The sequence below is a fragment of the Nocardia sp. NPDC059229 genome, assembly GCF_042754165.1.
Taxonomy (GTDB): Bacteria; Actinomycetota; Actinomycetes; order Mycobacteriales; family Mycobacteriaceae; genus Nocardia.
Genome location: NZ_JBHZAK010000008.1, coordinates 111,600 through 129,533 on the forward strand (window position 1 = coordinate 111,600; position 17,934 = coordinate 129,533).

General features: G+C 67.4%; 21 protein-coding genes. 7 read left to right on the forward strand and 14 right to left on the reverse strand.

Annotation, left to right across the window (positions count from 1 at the left end; genetic code table 11):
- Nucleotides 1–8 precede the first annotated feature (8 nt).
- The 7 genes from ACFXHE_RS19870 to ACFXHE_RS19900 all read right to left on the reverse strand — a co-directional run bounded on the left by ACFXHE_RS19870 (nt 9) and on the right by ACFXHE_RS19900 (nt 5,029).
- Nucleotides 9–548 carry a 3-phenylpropionate/cinnamic acid dioxygenase subunit beta gene (locus ACFXHE_RS19870; RefSeq protein WP_379384973.1) on the reverse strand — a complete coding sequence of 180 codons (540 nt, stop codon included), beginning with the start codon at nt 546–548 and terminating at the stop codon, nt 9–11.
- Nucleotides 532–1,857, reverse strand: a complete 1,326-nt coding sequence (locus ACFXHE_RS19875) for an aromatic ring-hydroxylating dioxygenase subunit alpha (protein ID WP_379384975.1) — start codon at nt 1,855–1,857, stop codon at nt 532–534. The genes ACFXHE_RS19870 and ACFXHE_RS19875 overlap by 17 nt, the downstream gene beginning before the upstream one ends.
- Nucleotides 1,854–2,204 carry a non-heme iron oxygenase ferredoxin subunit gene (locus tag ACFXHE_RS19880; RefSeq protein ID WP_379384977.1) on the reverse strand — a complete coding sequence of 117 codons (351 nt, stop codon included), beginning with the start codon at nt 2,202–2,204 and terminating at the stop codon, nt 1,854–1,856. Before ACFXHE_RS19880 ends, ACFXHE_RS19875 begins: the two co-directional genes overlap by 4 nt.
- Nucleotides 2,201–3,049 (reverse strand): hypothetical protein, encoded by an 849-nt coding sequence (locus ACFXHE_RS19885; RefSeq protein WP_379384979.1) that lies wholly within the window; start codon nt 3,047–3,049, stop codon nt 2,201–2,203. Before ACFXHE_RS19885 ends, ACFXHE_RS19880 begins: the two co-directional genes overlap by 4 nt.
- The gene (locus ACFXHE_RS19890; RefSeq protein WP_379384980.1) at nt 3,042–3,332 is read right to left on the reverse strand and encodes a hypothetical protein; all 291 of its coding nucleotides are present in this window, start codon (nt 3,330–3,332) and stop codon (nt 3,042–3,044) included. Before ACFXHE_RS19890 ends, ACFXHE_RS19885 begins: the two co-directional genes overlap by 8 nt.
- Nucleotides 3,329–4,171 (reverse strand): alpha/beta fold hydrolase, encoded by an 843-nt coding sequence (locus ACFXHE_RS19895; RefSeq protein ID WP_379384982.1) that lies wholly within the window; start codon nt 4,169–4,171, stop codon nt 3,329–3,331. Before ACFXHE_RS19895 ends, ACFXHE_RS19890 begins: the two co-directional genes overlap by 4 nt.
- A 93-nt stretch (nt 4,172–4,264) precedes the next feature.
- Entirely contained in the window at nt 4,265–5,029 is a 765-nt protein-coding gene (locus ACFXHE_RS19900; protein WP_379384984.1) for an IclR family transcriptional regulator, read from the reverse strand.
- A 116-nt stretch (nt 5,030–5,145) separates the two neighbouring features.
- Between ACFXHE_RS19900 and ACFXHE_RS19905 the strand changes: the two genes are divergently transcribed.
- The 5 genes from ACFXHE_RS19905 (at nt 5,146) to ACFXHE_RS19925 (ending at nt 9,275) form a co-directional block, all read left to right on the forward strand.
- Nucleotides 5,146–5,940, forward strand: coding sequence for a 2-keto-4-pentenoate hydratase (locus ACFXHE_RS19905; protein ID WP_379384986.1), 795 nt, complete (start codon nt 5,146–5,148; stop codon nt 5,938–5,940).
- A gap of 23 nt (nt 5,941–5,963) precedes the next feature.
- A complete protein-coding gene (locus tag ACFXHE_RS19910; protein WP_379385379.1) occupies nt 5,964–6,917 on the forward strand; it encodes an acetaldehyde dehydrogenase (acetylating) in 954 nt (317 codons plus the stop codon).
- A complete protein-coding gene (gene dmpG, locus ACFXHE_RS19915; RefSeq protein ID WP_379384988.1) occupies nt 6,914–7,936 on the forward strand; it encodes a 4-hydroxy-2-oxovalerate aldolase in 1,023 nt (340 codons plus the stop codon). The genes ACFXHE_RS19910 and dmpG overlap by 4 nt, the downstream gene beginning before the upstream one ends.
- A 278-nt stretch (nt 7,937–8,214) precedes the next feature.
- Nucleotides 8,215–8,610 (forward strand): DUF6463 family protein, encoded by a 396-nt coding sequence (locus ACFXHE_RS19920; protein ID WP_379384990.1) that lies wholly within the window; start codon nt 8,215–8,217, stop codon nt 8,608–8,610.
- 143 nt (nt 8,611–8,753) lie between these two features.
- The gene (locus ACFXHE_RS19925; RefSeq protein WP_379385381.1) at nt 8,754–9,275 is read left to right on the forward strand and encodes a replication-relaxation family protein; all 522 of its coding nucleotides are present in this window, start codon (nt 8,754–8,756) and stop codon (nt 9,273–9,275) included.
- A gap of 443 nt (nt 9,276–9,718) precedes the next feature.
- On the opposite strand, the gene ACFXHE_RS19930 is transcribed toward ACFXHE_RS19925, so the two are convergent.
- Genes ACFXHE_RS19930 through ACFXHE_RS19950 form a run of 5 tightly spaced genes read right to left on the reverse strand, consistent with a single transcriptional unit; the run spans nt 9,719 to nt 14,680 of the window.
- Nucleotides 9,719–10,936 carry a lipase family protein gene (locus ACFXHE_RS19930; RefSeq protein WP_379384992.1) on the reverse strand — a complete coding sequence of 406 codons (1,218 nt, stop codon included), beginning with the start codon at nt 10,934–10,936 and terminating at the stop codon, nt 9,719–9,721.
- 55 nt (nt 10,937–10,991) lie between these two features.
- Nucleotides 10,992–12,308: an MFS transporter gene (locus tag ACFXHE_RS19935; protein ID WP_379384994.1), complete on the reverse strand. Its 1,317-nt coding sequence runs from the start codon at nt 12,306–12,308 to the stop codon at nt 10,992–10,994.
- Entirely contained in the window at nt 12,301–13,158 is an 858-nt protein-coding gene (locus tag ACFXHE_RS19940) for an SDR family NAD(P)-dependent oxidoreductase (protein ID WP_379384996.1), read from the reverse strand. The genes ACFXHE_RS19935 and ACFXHE_RS19940 overlap by 8 nt, the downstream gene beginning before the upstream one ends.
- 34 nt (nt 13,159–13,192) lie before the next feature.
- A complete protein-coding gene (locus ACFXHE_RS19945) occupies nt 13,193–13,918 on the reverse strand; it encodes a hypothetical protein (protein ID WP_379384998.1) in 726 nt (241 codons plus the stop codon).
- A 48-nt stretch (nt 13,919–13,966) separates the two neighbouring features.
- Complete coding sequence (locus tag ACFXHE_RS19950) at nt 13,967–14,680, reverse strand: hypothetical protein (RefSeq protein ID WP_379385000.1); 714 nt, start codon at nt 14,678–14,680, stop codon at nt 13,967–13,969.
- 313 nt (nt 14,681–14,993) lie between these two features.
- Here ACFXHE_RS19950 and ACFXHE_RS19955 point away from each other — a divergent pair, with 313 nt between their 5' ends.
- Nucleotides 14,994–16,292, forward strand: coding sequence for a family 1 glycosylhydrolase (locus ACFXHE_RS19955; protein ID WP_379385002.1), 1,299 nt, complete (start codon nt 14,994–14,996; stop codon nt 16,290–16,292).
- A gap of 19 nt (nt 16,293–16,311) precedes the next feature.
- On the opposite strand, the gene ACFXHE_RS19960 is transcribed toward ACFXHE_RS19955, so the two are convergent.
- Together ACFXHE_RS19960 and ACFXHE_RS19965 are read right to left on the reverse strand one after the other, a co-directional pair.
- Nucleotides 16,312–17,166, reverse strand: a complete 855-nt coding sequence (locus ACFXHE_RS19960) for an alpha/beta hydrolase (RefSeq protein WP_379385004.1) — start codon at nt 17,164–17,166, stop codon at nt 16,312–16,314.
- A gap of 103 nt (nt 17,167–17,269) precedes the next feature.
- Nucleotides 17,270–17,605: a DUF202 domain-containing protein gene (locus ACFXHE_RS19965; RefSeq protein WP_379385006.1), complete on the reverse strand. Its 336-nt coding sequence runs from the start codon at nt 17,603–17,605 to the stop codon at nt 17,270–17,272.
- Here ACFXHE_RS19965 and ACFXHE_RS19970 point away from each other — a divergent pair.
- Nucleotides 17,600–17,896, forward strand: coding sequence for a hypothetical protein (locus ACFXHE_RS19970; protein ID WP_379385008.1), 297 nt, complete (start codon nt 17,600–17,602; stop codon nt 17,894–17,896). The two genes, ACFXHE_RS19965 and ACFXHE_RS19970, sit on opposite strands and share 6 nt — an antisense overlap.
- Nucleotides 17,897–17,934 lie beyond the last annotated feature (38 nt).

Consider the following 17,934-nt stretch of genomic DNA (forward strand, 5'->3'; position numbering starts at 1 on the left):
CCGTCCCATCAGAAGAAGGTGTTGATGTTCTTGGCGGGCAGCGTCGCGTGGCTCAGCAGGACCTTTCGCGCTGCGATGCGCAGTCGCCCGTCCACGCGTCGCAAGCGGTCGACCCGCCTGCCGTACAGGACCGCGGAGTCGTTGCCGCCCTGGCCCCGGTAGTTCACGAAGACCGAGCGCACGGTCAATTCCCCTGGTATATCGCACAATTCGACTTCGATATTGGAGATGACATGCAGATGCCGAGTCGCCGGATCCTCGGCCCACGCCGTCGGCGCGGTGAATCGGTCCACCCGATGCCGGAGATCGGCGACAGTGTCGTCGAAGTACGCCATGCGGTGCGGCGCGTGGGTGCCGGAGCGGTCGTGGCGGCCACGGTTCTCGATGCCGGGCACCCAGTAGGTCGCGTCCTCGGTGAACAGCGCCAGCCATTCCGGATAGCGTTCCTCGTCGAGTAGTCGCGCTTCCCGCGCGGCGAACGCCGCGACCTCGACATAGAGGTTGATATCGATGTTTTCGATCGTTTTCGGGTCAGCGGTCGGTGTCATCGCGAGGCCCCTTGTCCAGGAGTTCGTCCCAGTCGCTCGAGGTCATCATCTTCGACCACTGGCGGTAGAACGCTCGTTGATTGGCGTCGTTGATCTGCCCGCGGTACACGTTGCCGGGCAGTTCGGGGTGGTCGACGCGACTCTCCAGGCCGAGTCCGTAGTGCAGCGGCTGTTGGCGGGTCACGAATCCACGATTGCTGTGCGTCGAACCCTCCCAGTTCTCGCCGTCGTCCATTTCGAAGACGCCGGATGGCGAGAAGGTCAGCATCGCGCCCTTCTTCCAGGCGTCCTTGACCTCTTGCGGCGCATCACGATTGACCAGTACCCAGGTGCGCAGCTCGGTCTTGTGGGGGCCGAGCGGCTGCCAGGTGCGGAAGGTGTTCTGGCCGGGCAGGAACGAGAAGTTGGGGAAAACATTCGCCGAGCTGACCGAGCCGACCATCTTGGCCCGGGTCGATCCGAGTCGGGCCTCGAACACGTCGCGTTGCTCGCGCAGATAGTCCAGGATGCGTTTGTCCCCGAGCGTGGCCGCATTACCGACGCCGTCGAGGTTGAATTCCCAGCAGTGGCCGTTGGCATTGACATGATAGCTCTCGTTGGCCTCGTCGCCGAGTGTGGCCACCGGCCCGCCGAGCATCGCCTCGGCTCCGGAGGCGTGTGTCCATCCGGCGTGCAGCGCGTCGCCGGCGAAGTTCTCGGCGGCGATCTTCCAATTGCAGCCGAGAATCGAGGAGATGCAGCCGCCGGCGAATTCGGTTCCGCCCGGATCGTTGTCGAGCATGACGTCGAGATAGAACGTGAAATCGCCGAGGAATTCGGTGAGCGGCGGCGCGCTCGGGTCGAAGGTCGCGAACAGCAGGCCCTTGTAGCCCTCGACCTGGGCCACCGGAGTCAGGCCCACCCGGGAGCGGTCGAAGCCGGGTTCACGGTCGTAGGAACCGGATTCGTGCATGCCGCGCAGCGACCCGTCCAGACCGAACGACCAGCCGTGGTAGTTGCAGACGAAGCCGCGCGCGACCCCGACCTCCGCCGAACAGACACGGTTGCCCCGGTGCGGGCAGCTGTTCAGGAACGCCCCCACCCGGCCGTCGCGGTTGCGGACGACGATCACCTCGTCCTCTCCGATCCGGGTGGTGAGGAACGAACCGGCCTGCGGCAGTTGGCTTTCGTGTGCGATGAACACCCAGGCGCGGGCGAAGATCCGCTCGAGTTCGCGCTGGTAGATCGCCTCCGACCAGAAGATGTCGCGCGGCAGCAGGCCCTCGTTCAACAGCTGGAGGTCCAAGGCCGCCGATAGCGGTTTACTCATTGTTCGTCACTTCCCTTGCTCCTACTACTGCGCACATAGATCTGGCCGTCGTCGATCGACGCCTCATAGGTGGCCAGAGCCTGGGTGGCCGGGAAACACAGCGCACGACCGGTGCGGATATCGAATTCGGCCCAGTGCACCGGGCAAACGATGGTGTGGCCCTCCAGCTCGCCCTCCGACAGCGACGCGGTGGCGTGGGTGCAGGTATCGGCGGTCACGTAGATCTCACCGTCCACGCGGTAGACGAGCAGCGGCGGCCATCCGTCCGGAGTCACACGCACCATCTCCCGGCCGTCGAGCAGACCGACCGGCCCGAGATGGCACGCGGCCGAGGTACCGGTGGTCATGACACGATCGCTTCCGCGACCCGATTCGGGATGAGTTCGGCGAACCCGAGACCGGTAATCCATTCCGGCACAGCCTCATAGGCGATGACAGTGCCCGTGCACGGGCCGAGCGCGGCCATGGCGGCCACGAAGTTCCTGATCTCCAGACCGCCGTTGCCGCCGTGGTCGAGGATGTACTCATCGCGCAGCGAGGCGAGGGTCTCCACATCGCCCGCGGCGACGAGATCCAGGACCATGCGATCGAAGGTCTCGTTCACCCGGCCCATGTCGCCGGTGCCGACCCAGTGGCTGATGCCACCGCTTCCGATGACGACCACCCGCTCGTTCCCGTCCCAACTCTCCACGGCCTCCTTCAGATTCGCCCCGATCTGCGCGGCCCGCCGCAGCGGCAGCAGCGGCTCGACCCCGCAGGCCAGATAGATCGGAATCACCGGCAACTCCGCATCGGCGCCGATGCGGAAGTACGGGATCGCGACGGAATGGTCGACGGTCAGGGAATCGGCTACGGCCCAATCGATTCCGGTGTGGTGCCCGTGACTCACCAGATGGCGCGCCAGCGCCTGGTTGTCCGGAAACTGCCGCTTGCGCATGCCCGGAAGACGTTCCAGCGGCCCGTCGACATCCCCGATGCCGATCAGCGCCTGCGGCAAGCAGCCCGGGCCGAACAGTAGATAGTGGTCAGTGCCGATAATGATCAGGGTCGTGGCGGCGAGATCCGCTACCCGCCTTGCCACCTCGGCGTACGCGTCGAAGATTCGCTCCCGGATCGCCTCGGGCGGCGCCTGCGGATCGGTGAGGACCATCGGGTCGTGCGGCACAAGGAAACCGCCCACCAGCTCAGCCATTCTTACGGTCCTTCCAGATCGAGAGGGTTTGTCCGCCTCGGAGTTCGGCCAGATAGCCGGGCAGGCTGCGATCGCCGAAGGTCATCCACAGCCCCCACAGCAACATGGGATTCGCGCCCCGGTCCTGCAACGCGGGGAGGTCGATGCCACCCACGGCCGCGCGCTCGTCCGGGTCGAGCCGGTACCTGTCGAGGAATCCACCGGTGTCCGAGACGAAACTGTCGCGCGCCTGTTTGCCCGCGACGATGTCGTAGAGCGCCTTGTCCAAACCCGATCGACTCATGACAGCCCGCCCAGGAAATCGCGGACCTCACAGAGGAATTCGTCGCGTCGCTCCAACTGCACCCAGTGGCCGCACCGCGAGAACACTTTCAGGTCGGCGTTCGGGATGTGATGCGCTGCGCGCCAGGCAAGTTCGACCGGAATGACGAGATCCTCCCGGCCATGCAGGACGAGTGTCGGCTGCGCGATGGTGCGCAGCGACTCCTCCGGCACGCCCTTGACCGGCGTTCCCTCCGGGCCGGGTTCGGGAATGAGACGGCGGTAGGCGTCCTGTGCGCCGGGACGGGCACTGGCCTCGTACCGCTCGCGAACCATCTCGTCGGTCACGAGGGCAGGATCGTGCGCGAATATCCGTAGAATCCGGCGCATTTCGGCTTCGCTCGGTTCGTAATGCCAGCCGGAGCGCAGCCCTTCGGTCATCTCGAAGGTTCCGACCGGCGTACCGAGCAGGACGAGCCCGTCGACCCGCTCCGGATGTTTCAGCGCCGCGGCGAGGGACAGGCCGCCGCCGAAACTATTGCCCAGCAGGGTCGCTGAGGGCAATTCGAGCGCGTCGAGCAACTCGACGAGTTGGCGCACCCAGAGCTTGATCCCGTACGTGGTGCCCGCGGACCCGATCGAGGCGCCGAACCCGGCGATATCGGGTGCGATCACCTGGAAGTCCCGGGCGAGCTCCGGGATCAGGCCGGACCAGTTCGCCGCCGCCGAGACCCCCGGACCGGAACCGTGCAGCAGCACGAGCGGGCGGCCCGATCCCGCGGTCAGGACCTTGGTCGGAATTCCCCCGGCCTCGACGACATGTGTTCGTGTGACGTCACGGTCGGCAACGGTTTGCGCCATCTACACAACCTCTTCCGGTCGTTCGATTGATCAATTGATTGATTGATCGAACGATAAGACCGGCTGCGGCAAGGCGTCAAGAGGCGGGGTGGGTCAGCGGGGATTCGGCCGCGACCGCCGGGCCAGGATGGCTTCCACGCCGACCGCGGCCGCGCGCACCGGACCGATATGTTCGCCGGGGCGAAAACGCGAGGTGGGACCGGTGACCGAGATCGCGGCAAGCTGGCCGCCGACGCCGCGGATGGGGGCCGCGATGCAGGCGATCCCGACCGAGGATTCTTCGTACTCGAAGGCGACGCCGTCTGCGTGCACGCGGTCGAGCTGGGCGCGCAGCAGGCCCGCTCCGACGATCGTGCGCGGGGTGCGGCGGATCAGACGGCCGGACAGGATCCGGTCGACGGTGGACGAATCACAGTGGGCCAGCAGGACCCGGCCGATCGCCGTGCAGTACAGGGGCATTCGACCGCCGACCCGCGATGGCGCGGGCGCCTGGCGGTGGCCGCCGATCTTGCTGAGGTAGACGACCTCGTCGCCGTCGAGTACGCCGAGGTGAACGGTCTCACGGGTGTGGGCGTACAAGTCCTGCATGAACGGGATCGCCACCTCGAGCAGCGCGCTCTCGACGGAGGCGCGCAGGCCGAGTTCGAACAATCCGCGCCCCAGGCCGTAGCCGTCCGAGGACGGGGTGAGCAGGCGCGCCGTGACCAGGTCCTGGCACATCCGGTGCACGGTGGCCTTCGGCAGGCCGGTTCGCCGGGCCAGCTCGGACAGGCCGATCGCATTGTCCCCGACCTCGAAAGCGTCCAGGATCAACACGATCCGCCCCAGTACCGAGCGCGGATCCAGGCTCGAAATCATGGGAATGCCTCAATTCCTGCGACCGGTCCACTCACCGGACCGGATTTACTGCGCGGGCCCCGAGGGCCGAGGTGGACTGATCGCCGCCCTCACAGTACGACACCAAGGAGGTTGTCATGTCATCGGTTGTCGACGAGGCGATCGTCGCCCGCGCGGCACGACGTCTGACGGAGGCCACCGCGACCCGCCGCCCCTGCGCGCCATTGCGCGACCTGATCGGCCCGGACGACGTGCGCACCGCCTACCGAATCCAGGAGCACTGCAACGCCATTCGGGTCGGCGCGGGAGCCGAGGTGGTCGGGCGCAAGATCGGCGCGACCTCGGCGGCGGTCCAGCGGCAGTTGGGTGTGGACCAGCCCGATTTCGGAGTCCTGTTCTCCGACATGGCCTTCGCGCATGGCGACGAAATTCCGCTCGCGCGGCTGTTGCAACCGCGGGTGGAGGCGGAGATCGCGTTCGTCCTCGCCGCGGATCTCGCCGACGGGCCGCTCGACGATGCCCAGTGCCGCCGGGCGGTCGGCGCGGCGCTCGCGGCGCTCGAGATCGTCGACAGTCGAATCATCGACTGGGACATCTCGTTCGCCGACACCGTCGCCGACAACGCCTCCAGCGGTGTCTATGTGCTCGGCGCGGAGCAGAAGACCCTCGACGAACTGGAACCGGCCACGGTGACCATGCGCATGGAGATCGACGGCGAGGTGGTGTCGACCGGCACCGGGGCCGCCTGCCTGGGCGATCCACTGCACGCGCTGTCGTGGCTCGCGCGGCAGGCACGGACCTTCGGGAATCCGCTCAGGGCCGGGCAAGTGATCTTGTCCGGCGCCCTGGGGCCGATGCGCCCCGTCCCTGCGGGCGCGGTCGTCGACGTGCACATCCACGGACTCGGCCAGGTGTCGGCGTCCTTCTCGTGAAAGGTAATCCCTTGAGTGACAGCATTGTTCGCACCAAGGTCGCGATCATCGGGTCCGGGAACATCGGCACCGACCTGATGGTCAAGATACTGCGGCGCTCCCCGGTCCTCGAGACGGCCGCCATGGTCGGCATCGACCCGGCCTCCGACGGGCTCGCGCGGGCGGCGGCCATGAACGTTGCGACGACATCCGACGGCGTGGACGGGCTGCTCCGCATGCCCGGCTTCGACGACATCGACATCGTCTTCGACGCGACATCGGCGAAGGCCCACGAGCACAACCACACTCGGCTCGCACCGCTGGGTAAACGCATGATCGATCTGACTCCGGCCGCGATCGGACCGTTCGTCGTGCCCGCGGTCAATCTCGGCGATCACCTCGACTCCCCCAACGTGAACATGGTGACCTGCGGCGGGCAGGCCACCATTCCGATCGTGGCCGCCGTCTCGCGCGTGACGCGCGTCGCCTACGCCGAGATCGTCGCCTCCATCTCGTCGCGGTCCGCGGGGCCGGGCACCCGGGCCAATATCGACGAGTTCACCGAAACCACCTCGCACGCAATCGAAAAGGTCGGCGGCGCCGAGCGCGGCAAGGCGGTCATCATTCTCAATCCGGCCGAGCCACCGCTGATCATGCGCGACACGGTCTACTGCCTGGTCGACGCCGCCGATACCGGTAGCCACGAGCGAATCCGGGCCTCGATCGAGCAGATGGTCGGCGAGGTCGCGGCCTACGTGCCCGGCTATCGCCTCAAACAACAGGTCCAGATCGACCCGATTCCGTCCGGCGAGCCGGTGCACACACTGCTGACCGACGGCGCGCGCGGCATGCCGACCCACCGTGTCTCGGTGTTCCTGGAGGTCGAGGGCGCCGCGGACTATCTGCCCGCCTACGCCGGGAACCTCGACATCATGACCTCGGCGGCCGTCCGGGTCGCGGAGCGAATCGCGCAGTCGCAGAAGGAGAACGCTCGATGAGCCCGACCAGCCTCTTCATCCAGGACGTCACCCTGCGCGACGGCATGCACGCGGTTCGCCACCGAATCACACCGGAGGACGTCGGTACGATCGTGGCCGCCCTCGACGCCGCGGGGGTGGACGCCATCGAGGTCGCCCACGGCGATGGCCTCGCGGGCGGATCGGTCAACTACGGTCCCGGTTCACACAGTGACTGGGCGTGGCTCGAGGCAGCCGCCGCCAATATCGACCGGGCCCGCCTGACCACGCTGCTGCTTCCCGGCGTGGGCACGGTCGCGGAGCTGCGCCGCGCCTACGAGCTGGGTGTCCGGTCGGTGCGCATCGCCACCCACTGCACCGAGGCCGATGTTGCCGCCCAGCATATTTCGACGGCACGTGAGATGGGCATGGACGTCGCCGGCTTCCTGATGATGAGCCATATGGCGTCGGCCCCGGATCTGGCCGCGCAGGCGAAGCTGATGGAAAGCTATGGCGCGCATTGTGTCTATGTCACGGACTCTGGCGGCCGACTCACCATGGACGATGTGCGCGAACGCATTCGGGTATACCGCGACACTCTCGACCACGGAACCGAAATAGGCATTCACGCCCACGAGAACCTCTCGTTGTCGGTGGCAAACTCCGTCACCGCCGTCGAACACGGCGCCATCCGCGTCGACGCCTCGCTGGCCGGTCACGGCGCCGGTGCCGGAAACACCCCGATCGAAGCGTTCATCGCGGTCGCGAACTTGCTGGAGTGGCGACACGGCTGCGACGTCTTCGCCCTGCAAGACGCGGCCGACGATCTCGTCCGCCCGCTGCAGGACCGGCCGGTCCGTGTCGACCGCGAAACCCTGACCCTCGGCTACTCCGGGGTGTACTCCAGCTTCCTGCGCCACGCCGAAACCGCCGGCGCGCGTTACGGCATCGACACACGCACCCTGCTAATGGAGGCCGGTCGACGTGGGCTGGTCGGCGGCCAGGAGGACATGATCGTCGACATCGCCCTGACCATCGCCGCAGCAGGGCGTCTCACCTGACGCCGGACATGGTCGGCGGCGTCCAGTAGCCGCACCCGGATCGCGATCACCGCGATATAGCAGGGTGACGATGCCCTGCCATCGCGATGGTCGCGATTGACCGATCAACCGAAAGTAAAAGCAGCGCAACATATCTGACTGACATACCCAATCACAACGTGCCAATCACCACACCCACAGCATCTATAGGGAGCCACATACACGATCGTAAGCTCGGAGTTATACGGTACCGTATAACTACCTGGAGGCGCGCGATGCAGCAACCCTGTGAGAATCAGATGATCAAGTGGGCAGGCGGCGTTCTCGCATTCATTGGCGCCGGGCACCTGACTGTCGGACTATTGCTCAGTTCGGCGCAGATCGGGAACTGGCTGTCGCTACAGCTCTGGGGCCACTGGTGGGAAGACACCGAGTCGGCCAACGCCTTCTGGGCGAACCCAGCCGGCTTCGGCCTGCCACTCACCCTCGTCGGCTTGCTCGTGATGTGGATGACCCGGCACGGAATCGTTCCACCCGCCTTCCTGGCCTGGACAGTGCTCGCCTGGGGTGTCGTGTGCGCCATCATCGCCGAGCCGACTCCGGCACCCCTGGTGGTGATCACCGCCGCCCTACTCTTGCGCGCCATCCGCAACACCACCAAGGCCGTCGAACAACACCCGATAACAGCCAGCTGAGCAGGCGGCCTCGACCTTCACGGTGTCCGCGGCCCTTGCCCCAGATCCGGCCAATGAGTTGGGAACCAACAGAACTCCACTTCCCCAGGCTGCCGCAAACTTAGCGGACCATTTCATCGAGTACCTGGCCGACATCGCGGGCGATCCACCCGGACGGGCGCGACTGCCGGAACGCGACGGGCCGCGCGGTGCGGTTCTTCCTCGAATACGACACCGGCACCGAGACCCCGTCCACCGTCGCAGCGAAACTCGCCGACTACCAGAGCTTCCCGACCGACAGGTTCGGGAACCTGTTGTTCTTGTTCTCAGATACTGCGGTCGCGCCGGTACTTGTGACGCCCCGCCTACGCCGGACAGGGTTGGCGGCGTGCAATAGCCGCAGCCGGAGAGCGATCACCGCGAATTGGCAGACGCCGACGCCTGCGATCGCGGTGGACGCGCGGCCAGATCGGTTCCAGCCCAGGCGGATTGTCGTCGATGCTGTAGATATCGGCCGCCAGGGTTCGAATCTGCGACAGGTCCATCGACCCCGCGAACCCCGGACAGCCTGCCCCTCAATCGGCTATGCATCCAGGGTCCTATCCCCCTCGGATCGCAGGGTTGGCACCCCAGCGATCTCAGCGTCCCGCTCCGTTCCGCTGGATCCACCGAAACTCACCTGGTAGCAATGCATTTCGCAGTTCTCATACACCGGGCGGACCCAGATCGATCGGCGAGTTGCCAAATCCGTTGCCAAGAACCTCGACAAAGATCGAGGGCGGTCCTGAAACCAACCGGTCAGGACCGCCCTCGTTAGTGGCCGGGACAGGATTTGAACCTGCGACCTCTGGGTTATGAGCCAACGGAAAACGGTCCAGGGCATGCCATCCCATACCGCTGCGTCCTGCCTGTACAGGTCAGCGAGATATCGATCGTCCGCGCTGTCCGCCTGATCCCAGGCTGAACCATCGGTCCCACCCTGTTGTGATGCCAAATCTGATGCCGAATCCGCGGCGGTGACCACCGATCAACTATCCGCAGCAGACAAACGACTGCACGGTCATCCCAGCGAGGGTCCCGCTGTGCAGACGCGCTCCGGACCGGTCAGCGAACCGGCGGACGATGTGGGTCAGCGGCCTACGGGGCGATCCAGGTCGGCGTCGGCGACCGGATCGCCTCCCGCGAAGCGTTCGGCCAGAAACTGTTGCGCCGGAGCCTGTCCACGCCCCGCCTCCTGCACGTGCGATCCGGTGGGCACGCGCGAGGTGACGACCGTAGCGCCGCCACGCCGCCAGGCGCTCACCAGATCGTCGGCCTGACCGACGGGCACGACGTCGTCGGCGTCGGAGTGGTAGTCGTAGATCGGCATGCGCGGCGCGGTGGCGCCGAGCGAATTGCGTTGCAGCGCTGCCATCAACGGGCTGTCGGCGCGGTAGGGGTCGATGGCGGTGCTCTCGGACAGGCGGCGGAACGGGTAGCGGATCAGCAGGTCGACCACGCAGAGATCGGCGGCCGCGACCGTGTCGGCGCGACCGCGTTCGTTGAGCATGTCGCCGATGCCGGACTCCGGGAATTCCCGCTGATACGAGACCGTCACGCCCATGAGGAATCCGGAGTACATGCCGCCGTCGACGTTTCGCATCACGACGGGCAGGTTCGCGGGCACTCCGCCCACGGCGGCACCGACGAAGACGAGTTCCGGTGCGTAGGAAGGCTGGAGCTCGGCGGCCCACGCGCTGGCCGCCGCGCCCCCGGAAAAGCCGTCCAACCCCCACGGGGTCTCCGGCCCCAACCCGGCCGCGTCGAATTGCCCAACCGCGCGGACGCTGTCGAGCACCGCGTGACCGGCCTGCGGTCCAGCCAGGAACGCCGAATTCGGGCCTTCGAAATCGGGTACCACCACCGCCCAGCCCTTTTGCAGCATCGCCGTGATCTGGTCACCCGATTGCAGGTTGCCCGTGGCGATTCCGTAGGAGGGCGCGCACCGGGTGCCGGTGGAGTCCTCGGCGATCTGCTCGGACACGGCCGGACGCGCACCGGGCCCGGTCCACGGCGCGACCGGCACCAGGACGGTGGTGACGCCGAGCACGGGGTTCCCGTGTGAATCGTTGGTGCGGAAGGCCAGTTGCCAGGCGCGCACCGCGACCGCGAGGCGGGCGCCGACCTCCCGGCTCGACACCAACTGCCCGTTCCGATAGGAACCGAGATCCGCCGGCGCACTGTAGAACGTATCCCGTTCCGGCACAACGGTTCCGGCGACCGGCGGCGCTTCATCGGCAAGCGCTGGGGCGGCGGCCGCCGCGGTGAGGGCGACGGACAGAGCGGTGAGAGCGATACGCGAGATCATGAAAGATGCTTTCTCGGTTCTGATTCGAAAGGTCGACGGACGCGGTCGGCCGCGTTCAACGGACGCCTCTGATGGGCAGGACCGCCAGCGCGCCCGCCGTCGCGACGATCGACGCCGCGAGATAGATGGCCCCGTACGTGCCGGAAAGACTCACGATGGCCGCCGCCGCGAGCGGGGCGAGGACGTTCGGCAGGGTGGCCGCGATATTGAGAACCCCGAGGTCTTTGGCGAAATCCTCTGCACTGGGCAAGATTTCGGTGACCAGCGCCTGATCGACCGCGAGATAGATCCCGAATCCGACGGTCACCACGGCCCCGGAGATCATCATGCCCGCGACGGTCGGCCACAACAGCGGCAGCAGCGGCGCGGCGGCGATCACCAATCCGCCGAGCAGCGCCAGCGGCTTGCGCCGGCCGATCCGATCCGAGATCGGTCCCGCGACCGCGATGGCGACCAGGAAGCCCGGCAGCGCGACCACCGCGATCAGTGGGACCAGCCGGGCCGCGTGGGCTTGACTCAATCCGATGTAGTTCTGTGCGAGATACAGGTGGTAGCCGAGCACCATGTAATAGCCGCCGAGGATGAGGAACCGGCCCGCGAACGCCCAGGCGAAGTCCGGATGGCGGCGCGGATCGACCCAGAATCCACGCAGAAACCCCTTCCACGAGAAGCCCGCTCGCGAACGATCGCGATTGTCAGCACCGGGATTGAGCCCCACGAACGCCACCACGATGAGCACCACCAGCCCGGCGCAGCAGGCGTAACCGAGCGGAATGCGGGTGCGGAACTGCGAGGCGAGCACCGGTCCGAGCACACCCGCGCCGATGGTGCCCAGACCGGCGAGGGTTGAGAAGCGCCCGAGTCGCTGCCTCGGGACCCGGTCGGGCAGGATCGCGGTGAGCGGGCCGTGGACCGCGTTCAAGCCGAATTGCACTGCCATGGAGGCGATCACGAGCATGGCGACGGTGTGCGACAGTCCCGCCGTGAGCAATCCGACCGCGCCCAGCAGCGCACCGGCGAGCAGCCAAGGCGGGCGGGCGCCGAGTCGTGTGCGGGTGTGGTCCGACAGCACGCCGATCAGCGGCTGGGCGAGCATGGCCGCGGTGGCACCGCAGGCGTGCACGATCGCCAGGTTGCCGACCTTCGCGGACTCGTCGATCGACTGAACCTGCAGTGCGAGAAAGTATCCCGAAACGGCGAACCCCAGTTGTGGAGCGGCGCTGGCGAAGGGCAGCGTGATCGCCAGCCGTCGCAGGCGCGGAGCGAGCGGCAGGCCGCTGGCCTGTCCGACGTCACCAGCGCCGCTCCCAACCCCGGGTCCGGGCGCGGACCCGGTCACCGCCGAACCACCGGATGTGAAGGATTCATCCATGATGGTCCGGCAGGCTCACGGTGGGACTCACCGAGACGAGTGCGTCGTCGGCGAGCCGCCACATCTCCTCCACCTGTGCACGGAAGATCTCCCGCCGGTCTTCCGGCACCGCGAAGACCAGCGGATCTCCCTGCAGCACAGCGTCCGCGGCCCGGCGAGCGACCTCCTCGGGCGCGATCGCCATCGGAATGACGCCGGTCCCGAACGGTTCGGCGGCGCGCGGGCCGAACGCCTCGGGACGGTTGCGCTGCGAATCGAGGATCCGGGTGGCGGACTGGCCCGGGCACAGCAGCGTGACGCCGATACCCTCGTCGGCCAGCTCCGAACGCAGCCCGAGCGTGATCCCGACGATGGCGTGCTTGGTACCGCTGTAGAGCCCCGTCATCCGGGTATCGGGCAGGAAGGCGTGGGTGGAGGCGGTGGTCATGATGTGCCGCCAGCCGCTCGCGGCCCGCATCCTGGGCAGAAAGGCGTGCAGGCAGTTGAGCATTCCTTCCACATTCACCGCCGACAACCAGCGCCAGTCCTCGACGCCCGCCTCGGCGACCGGGCCGAACAGCAGCACTCCCGCATTGCTGCACAGCAATTCGACCGAGCCGAACTCGGCGTAGCTGGCATCGGCCAGCGCGGCAACGGATTCCGGGTCGGTGACATCGACTCGGACGCCCAGTGCACCGATTCCCTTGTTCCGCAGTCCCGCCGCGACGGATTCGGCCCCCGTGCCGTCGATGTCCGCCACCACGACGGACATCCCCCGCGAGCCGAGTTCCGTGGCCAGAGCCGCGCCGATACCGCTCGCGGCACCGGTGATGACCGCGGTGCGGCCGGAGAGGGAATCGATGACAGGCATGAATATCCTTCCTTTTCTGTGTGTTTCGGGAACGTCAGTGTTTGCCGGAGCCGCTGCTGCTGGCGCTGCTGCTGCCGGAGCCGAGTCCACTGGGCAGTCGTAGAACCGCGTCGGGGACGCCGGTACCGTCCGGGTTCAGCACGCCACCCCGGTCGGCATAGGCGCTCTCCCCCGGCGCGGCCTGCACCGTGGTGAGGTATTTCCACAACCCGTCGGCCAGCGCCGTACCGCCGGCGAGGATGGTCCCGGCGACACCTCCCGCACCGGCGAACACCGCGATGGCGGCGGGCGCGGTGGCCAGGCACGCGGGCCCGACCACCAGGCACGAGCCGAGCCCGATGACGGCCCCGACGAGTGCGCCGATGACCGCGCCCGCGAGAGTGCCCAGCGGCGCCTTGGCCATGTCCGAGGCGAAATCGTTGAGCGCCAGCTGGTTTTCCATCGGCGAGGCGACCGGCCGCAACCCGGTGTCGGGGGTCAACGCGAGCGCCCGCCCGGCGTCCATAATCTGATACCGCATGGGGTGGCGCTGGCCGTCGAGCAGGAATTCCGCCGGCAGGCTCAGCACGGGCTCCCCGTCCAGGCCGCGAATGTCCACGGTGCGACCGTCCGCGGTGGCGGTGACATGAGCATGGTCGAGTACGGCGACGACGGAGTCGCCGACGATCTTGGCGGCGAAAGCCGGTGCGGTGTCCGTGTCCCCGGCATCAGCGGTGGCCGAGCCCGCCGCCACGGTGACCGCGCACAGCGTCAACGACATCACCGAAAGTGTTGAGCGAAGCTTCATCTCGTCAGTCCTCGTACCGCGTCAGTTCCCGGCCGGGGCCGGGACACCGGGCTTGCCCTGCAGGTTCTGGGCGTAGATGCTCTGCCCCGGAGAGGCGTTTAGCGCGGTGATGTACTGGTAGATGGCGTAGGCGGTGGTCGGGCCACCACCCACGACCAGACCGGTCAGGCCGCCGACCCCGCCGACCAAGCTGACGATCGGCAACACCGCCACCACACAGCCCAGGCTCAGTACGAGGCAGGACGCGCCCGCAAGGGCGAACCCGACGCCGACCCCGACGACCGCGCCGATGGTGGTACCGATGAGGCTGCCCACCGATGTCGAGATGCTGACCGTGTTGATCAGGTCGTTCATGGCCAGCTGGTTCTCGAGTGGGGAGGCGACCGGCTTCAGCGCCGCTCGATCCAGCCCGGATGTGTCGGGTGTCAGCCGCAGGGTGCGGCCGTCGGCGGAGATCTGATCCTTGATCGGCAGTCGCTGCTCGTCGAGTGCGAAAACCAGTGGCAGTGAGTCCAGTACGGTCCCGGCGGCGTCGCGGATCCGCACGGCGTCGGTGGTCTCGACAAAGGTGCCGCTGTCCAGGCTGACCACGACGCCCCCGTCGGCCAGGTTCGCGTGGTAGCTCACCGGCGACGGGGAAGCGGGCTGTTCGGGGGCGGCATTGGCGGTGGCGGCGGTGACCGCGACACCGGCGGCGGCCCAGGCCGCGATCAGGCCCGCGCGACGACTCTTCATGGGGTTCCTCATCTTTCGTGCTGCGCCGACGGCTCCGGCGGCGGCTGACCCGACGGTGCGGGTGACTCGCGGGCCCAGCGACTGCAATCCGCGGAGATGTTCCGTGGCGGACTGACCGAGCTAACCGCGATGACCGTCAACGTACCGACTGATGAGTCAGTCTGCTAGGGAATTCGTCAAAGTTTCTTCCGGCAATCCAGACGCGAGCCTCGAGCCACGTCACGATCGGGAGCTAGCAGACTGACTAAACGGTCAGCTAGTATCGCGCGCAACTCGCCGCCCCAGGCGGCGCAGATCGAAGCGAGGAGTGTGGATGCGCGCCAGAATCGGGATCGCCGCGGTGGCGGCGGGGCTGGTACTGCTCTCGATAGCTCCGGCGACCGCGGAACCGGACGGCGACTCGTCCGCGGGCCCACTGCCCGCCGGATTCCTCTGGGGCGTCTCAGGCTCGGGCTTCCAGTCCGAGGGCGACTCCCCCGACAGCAACTGGTCGCGCTACGCGGCCTCGGGAAAGGCACACGACCCCGTCGGCACCTCGGTCGACTTCCTGCACAGATATCGGGACGACATCGAGCGCGCCCGCGACCTCGGGGTGCGCGTGTTCCGCCTCAGCGTCGAATGGGCACGATTGGAACCCGCTCCGGGCCAATACGATCCGGCGGCCTGGGCCTACTACGACGACGTGATCGCCGCCGTCCACGCCGCCGGCATGCGGCCGATGATCACCCTCGACCACTGGGTGTACCCCGGCTGGGAATTCGACCGTGGCGGCTGGCGGCACGACGAGATGACCGCCGACTGGCTGGCCAACGCCCGCCGGGTGGTCGACCGCTATGCCCGCTTCGACCCGCTCTGGATCACCATCAACGAGCCGTCCGCCTACGCCTTCCAGGAGATGCAGGTCGGCGGGCTCGGCCCGGCGGAGTTGCCCACCGCCGTAGACCGGTGGGTCCGCGTGCACCGGGAGATCTACGACTACATCCACAGCGTGCAGCCCGGCGCGCAGGTGTCGTCGAACATCGCGTACTTCCCGTTCGCGGAGGCCGCGGTGGACACCACGTTCCTCGATCGGGTCGCCGACAAACTCGACTTCATCGGCCTGGACTACTACTACTCGATGTCGCCGACGGATCTGAGCTACTCCAACGTCTTCTCCGAACCGTGGAAGGCGAGCCCCGCACCCGACGGCCTGTACTACGCGCTTCGGCACTACGCCGAAACCTATCCCGGGCGACCGCTCTATGTCGTCGAGAACGGCATGCCGACTCAGGACGCCGCGCCACGTGCCGACGGCTACCTGCGCGCCGAGCATCTCGCCGACAGCGTCTACTGGGTCGAACGCGCGGTCCACGACGGTATGAAAGTCATCGGCTACAACTACTGGAGCCTCACCGACAACTACGAATGGGGCAGCTACACACCGCGTTTCGGGCTCTACACCGTGAACGTCGAGACCGACCCGACCCTCACGCGTACACCCACCGCGGCCGTCGACACCTATCGGTCGATCATCACACACGGCGGCGTCCCCGACGACTACCACCCCGCACACCCCGCCACCGCCTGCTCACTCGTCGACGCGCCGGGCAGCTGCCTGCGCCCGGCGCGCTGATCCGGGCCGGGCGGTTCGACTACGAGGAACGCAATTGTCGATCGAGGAAGTCGAGCGTCGGTCCGATAGCGTGGTCGCCGTAGGCCACCGCGTGCCGCTTGCCCGGCAGCATCTGGGTCCGCACGGGGACGCCATTGCCGCGCAGGCGGTCGGCGAAGGTCGTCATCTGATCGAGCGGCATCAGTTCATCACTGGAATTGAACAGCAGGACAGGTGGATTCGATCCGGAGGTGTGCAGTGCGGGCGAGGCGGACGCGGCCCGGTCGGCGCAATCCGGCACCAGCGGCACGCATTGCAGAAACGCCACCGCCGCCATGGTCGACAGCATCGCGTCCTCGGGCGTCGCCCTGACGGTCAAATCGTAGGGACCGGACCAGCCCACCACGGCGGCCAGGGGCGCGCCATCGGTCACCACCGCCTGCATGAGCAGATGCGCACCGGCCGAAGTGCCCAGGCCGCCAAGGCGGTCCGGGCCCACCCCGAGCTCGCCGGCGTGATCGCGGACGTAGGCGATCGCGGCCTCCACATCCCGGTACTGCCGGGGGTCGCGGGGAGCTGCCAGGTCGTAATCGATGTCGAAGACGACGAACCCGCGGCTCGCCGCCTCCCGCGCCTCACTGTCGAGCAGTTGCCGCTTGCCGCCGATCCACGCACCGACGTGCACGAACACCAAACCCGTACTCGGCATGTCGGTCCGCGCTTCCGCCGGACGGTAGACAGTCATCGGCTCGGGCCCGTCCGCGGTGGGATAGGCGGTCTCCTCGATCCGGATCGGCGCCGGGTCCGCGGGCTGCGCGGACGCGGGAACGTGTGTGGCACAGGCCAATACCACCGACGCGGCGGCGAGCCATCCGACCTTGGACAACGTGCTCATCTCGACTCCTGTCTGTTCTGGGCTCGGGCAGGACGTTCACGGCGGGCGAGCTCGCCCGGTCCGTCCGAGCTCGATTTCGGGACGCGGGCGAGAGCCGGGGCGGTCAGCTGCCCACCCCGCTTCCCACCGCTAGTGCGAAAGCGGCCGCCACCAGCGCGCTCGCGACCGCGACGATCGGGATCACAACCGTGGCAGGTCGCCGGAACCCTTTGCGCAGCAGGTGATTTCGCCGCCAGGCCGCGATCGACAACGCCAGGCCCAGACTCGCCGCCACCAGCGCCGCAACCGCATCTGGAATCCTGTGCACGACCAGGGCGTAGTGCGCGAGCAGCGCCGCCACCGCGCACGCCGAGGCCGCGGTGCGCCGCCAGGCCAGTGCGGTGCGCTCGGCGGCCAGCCCGTCGAGGGACCGGTTACCGTCGGCCATCTCCAGGTGCACGCTCAGCGCGCCCAGGCGGCGCTGGCCTCGGAACCGCTGCCCAGGCCCGAGGAGTTCCCGGCCGGCGAATTCTCGGTGCTGTCACCGATTTCCCGACTGCTGGTCGACCGGCGATCGGCGGAGATCGTGCACCGGCACCTGCCGGCGCTGACCCACACGGAAATGTTGCAGGCCCTGGGCTCGGCCTCGCTGCTCGATATCGCCGCTGTGTCACGCGCGTTGCTGACACCCGAGAAACTGCGCCAGATCGCTACCGAACTCTCGGATCTATGTACATCAACACATAGCTAATAGCCTGTTGACATCCAAAAGGAACAGTGTGATCCTAA

What these genes read in the sequence shown, in the direction of transcription:
- ACFXHE_RS19870 (WP_379384973.1), bottom strand. Translation starts at nt 548, where the DNA reads ATGACACCGACCGCTGACCCGAAAACGATCGAAAACATCGATATCAAC.
- ACFXHE_RS19875 (WP_379384975.1), bottom strand. Translation starts at nt 1,857, where the DNA reads ATGAGTAAACCGCTATCGGCGGCCTTGGACCTCCAGCTGTTGAACGAG.
- ACFXHE_RS19880 (WP_379384977.1), bottom strand. Translation starts at nt 2,204, where the DNA reads ATGACCACCGGTACCTCGGCCGCGTGCCATCTCGGGCCGGTCGGTCTG.
- ACFXHE_RS19885 (WP_379384979.1), bottom strand. Translation starts at nt 3,049, where the DNA reads ATGGCTGAGCTGGTGGGCGGTTTCCTTGTGCCGCACGACCCGATGGTC.
- ACFXHE_RS19890 (WP_379384980.1), bottom strand. Translation starts at nt 3,332, where the DNA reads ATGAGTCGATCGGGTTTGGACAAGGCGCTCTACGACATCGTCGCGGGC.
- ACFXHE_RS19895 (WP_379384982.1), bottom strand. Translation starts at nt 4,171, where the DNA reads ATGGCGCAAACCGTTGCCGACCGTGACGTCACACGAACACATGTCGTC.
- ACFXHE_RS19900 (WP_379384984.1), bottom strand. Translation starts at nt 5,029, where the DNA reads ATGATTTCGAGCCTGGATCCGCGCTCGGTACTGGGGCGGATCGTGTTG.
- ACFXHE_RS19905 (WP_379384986.1), top strand. Translation starts at nt 5,146, where the DNA reads ATGTCATCGGTTGTCGACGAGGCGATCGTCGCCCGCGCGGCACGACGT.
- dmpG (WP_379384988.1), top strand. Translation starts at nt 6,914, where the DNA reads ATGAGCCCGACCAGCCTCTTCATCCAGGACGTCACCCTGCGCGACGGC.
- ACFXHE_RS19920 (WP_379384990.1), top strand. Translation starts at nt 8,215, where the DNA reads ATGATCAAGTGGGCAGGCGGCGTTCTCGCATTCATTGGCGCCGGGCAC.
- ACFXHE_RS19930 (WP_379384992.1), bottom strand. Translation starts at nt 10,936, where the DNA reads ATGATCTCGCGTATCGCTCTCACCGCTCTGTCCGTCGCCCTCACCGCG.
- ACFXHE_RS19935 (WP_379384994.1), bottom strand. Translation starts at nt 12,308, where the DNA reads ATGGATGAATCCTTCACATCCGGTGGTTCGGCGGTGACCGGGTCCGCG.
- ACFXHE_RS19940 (WP_379384996.1), bottom strand. Translation starts at nt 13,158, where the DNA reads ATGCCTGTCATCGATTCCCTCTCCGGCCGCACCGCGGTCATCACCGGT.
- ACFXHE_RS19945 (WP_379384998.1), bottom strand. Translation starts at nt 13,918, where the DNA reads ATGTCGTTGACGCTGTGCGCGGTCACCGTGGCGGCGGGCTCGGCCACC.
- ACFXHE_RS19950 (WP_379385000.1), bottom strand. Translation starts at nt 14,680, where the DNA reads ATGAAGAGTCGTCGCGCGGGCCTGATCGCGGCCTGGGCCGCCGCCGGT.
- ACFXHE_RS19955 (WP_379385002.1), top strand. Translation starts at nt 14,994, where the DNA reads ATGCGCGCCAGAATCGGGATCGCCGCGGTGGCGGCGGGGCTGGTACTG.
- ACFXHE_RS19960 (WP_379385004.1), bottom strand. Translation starts at nt 17,166, where the DNA reads ATGAGCACGTTGTCCAAGGTCGGATGGCTCGCCGCCGCGTCGGTGGTA.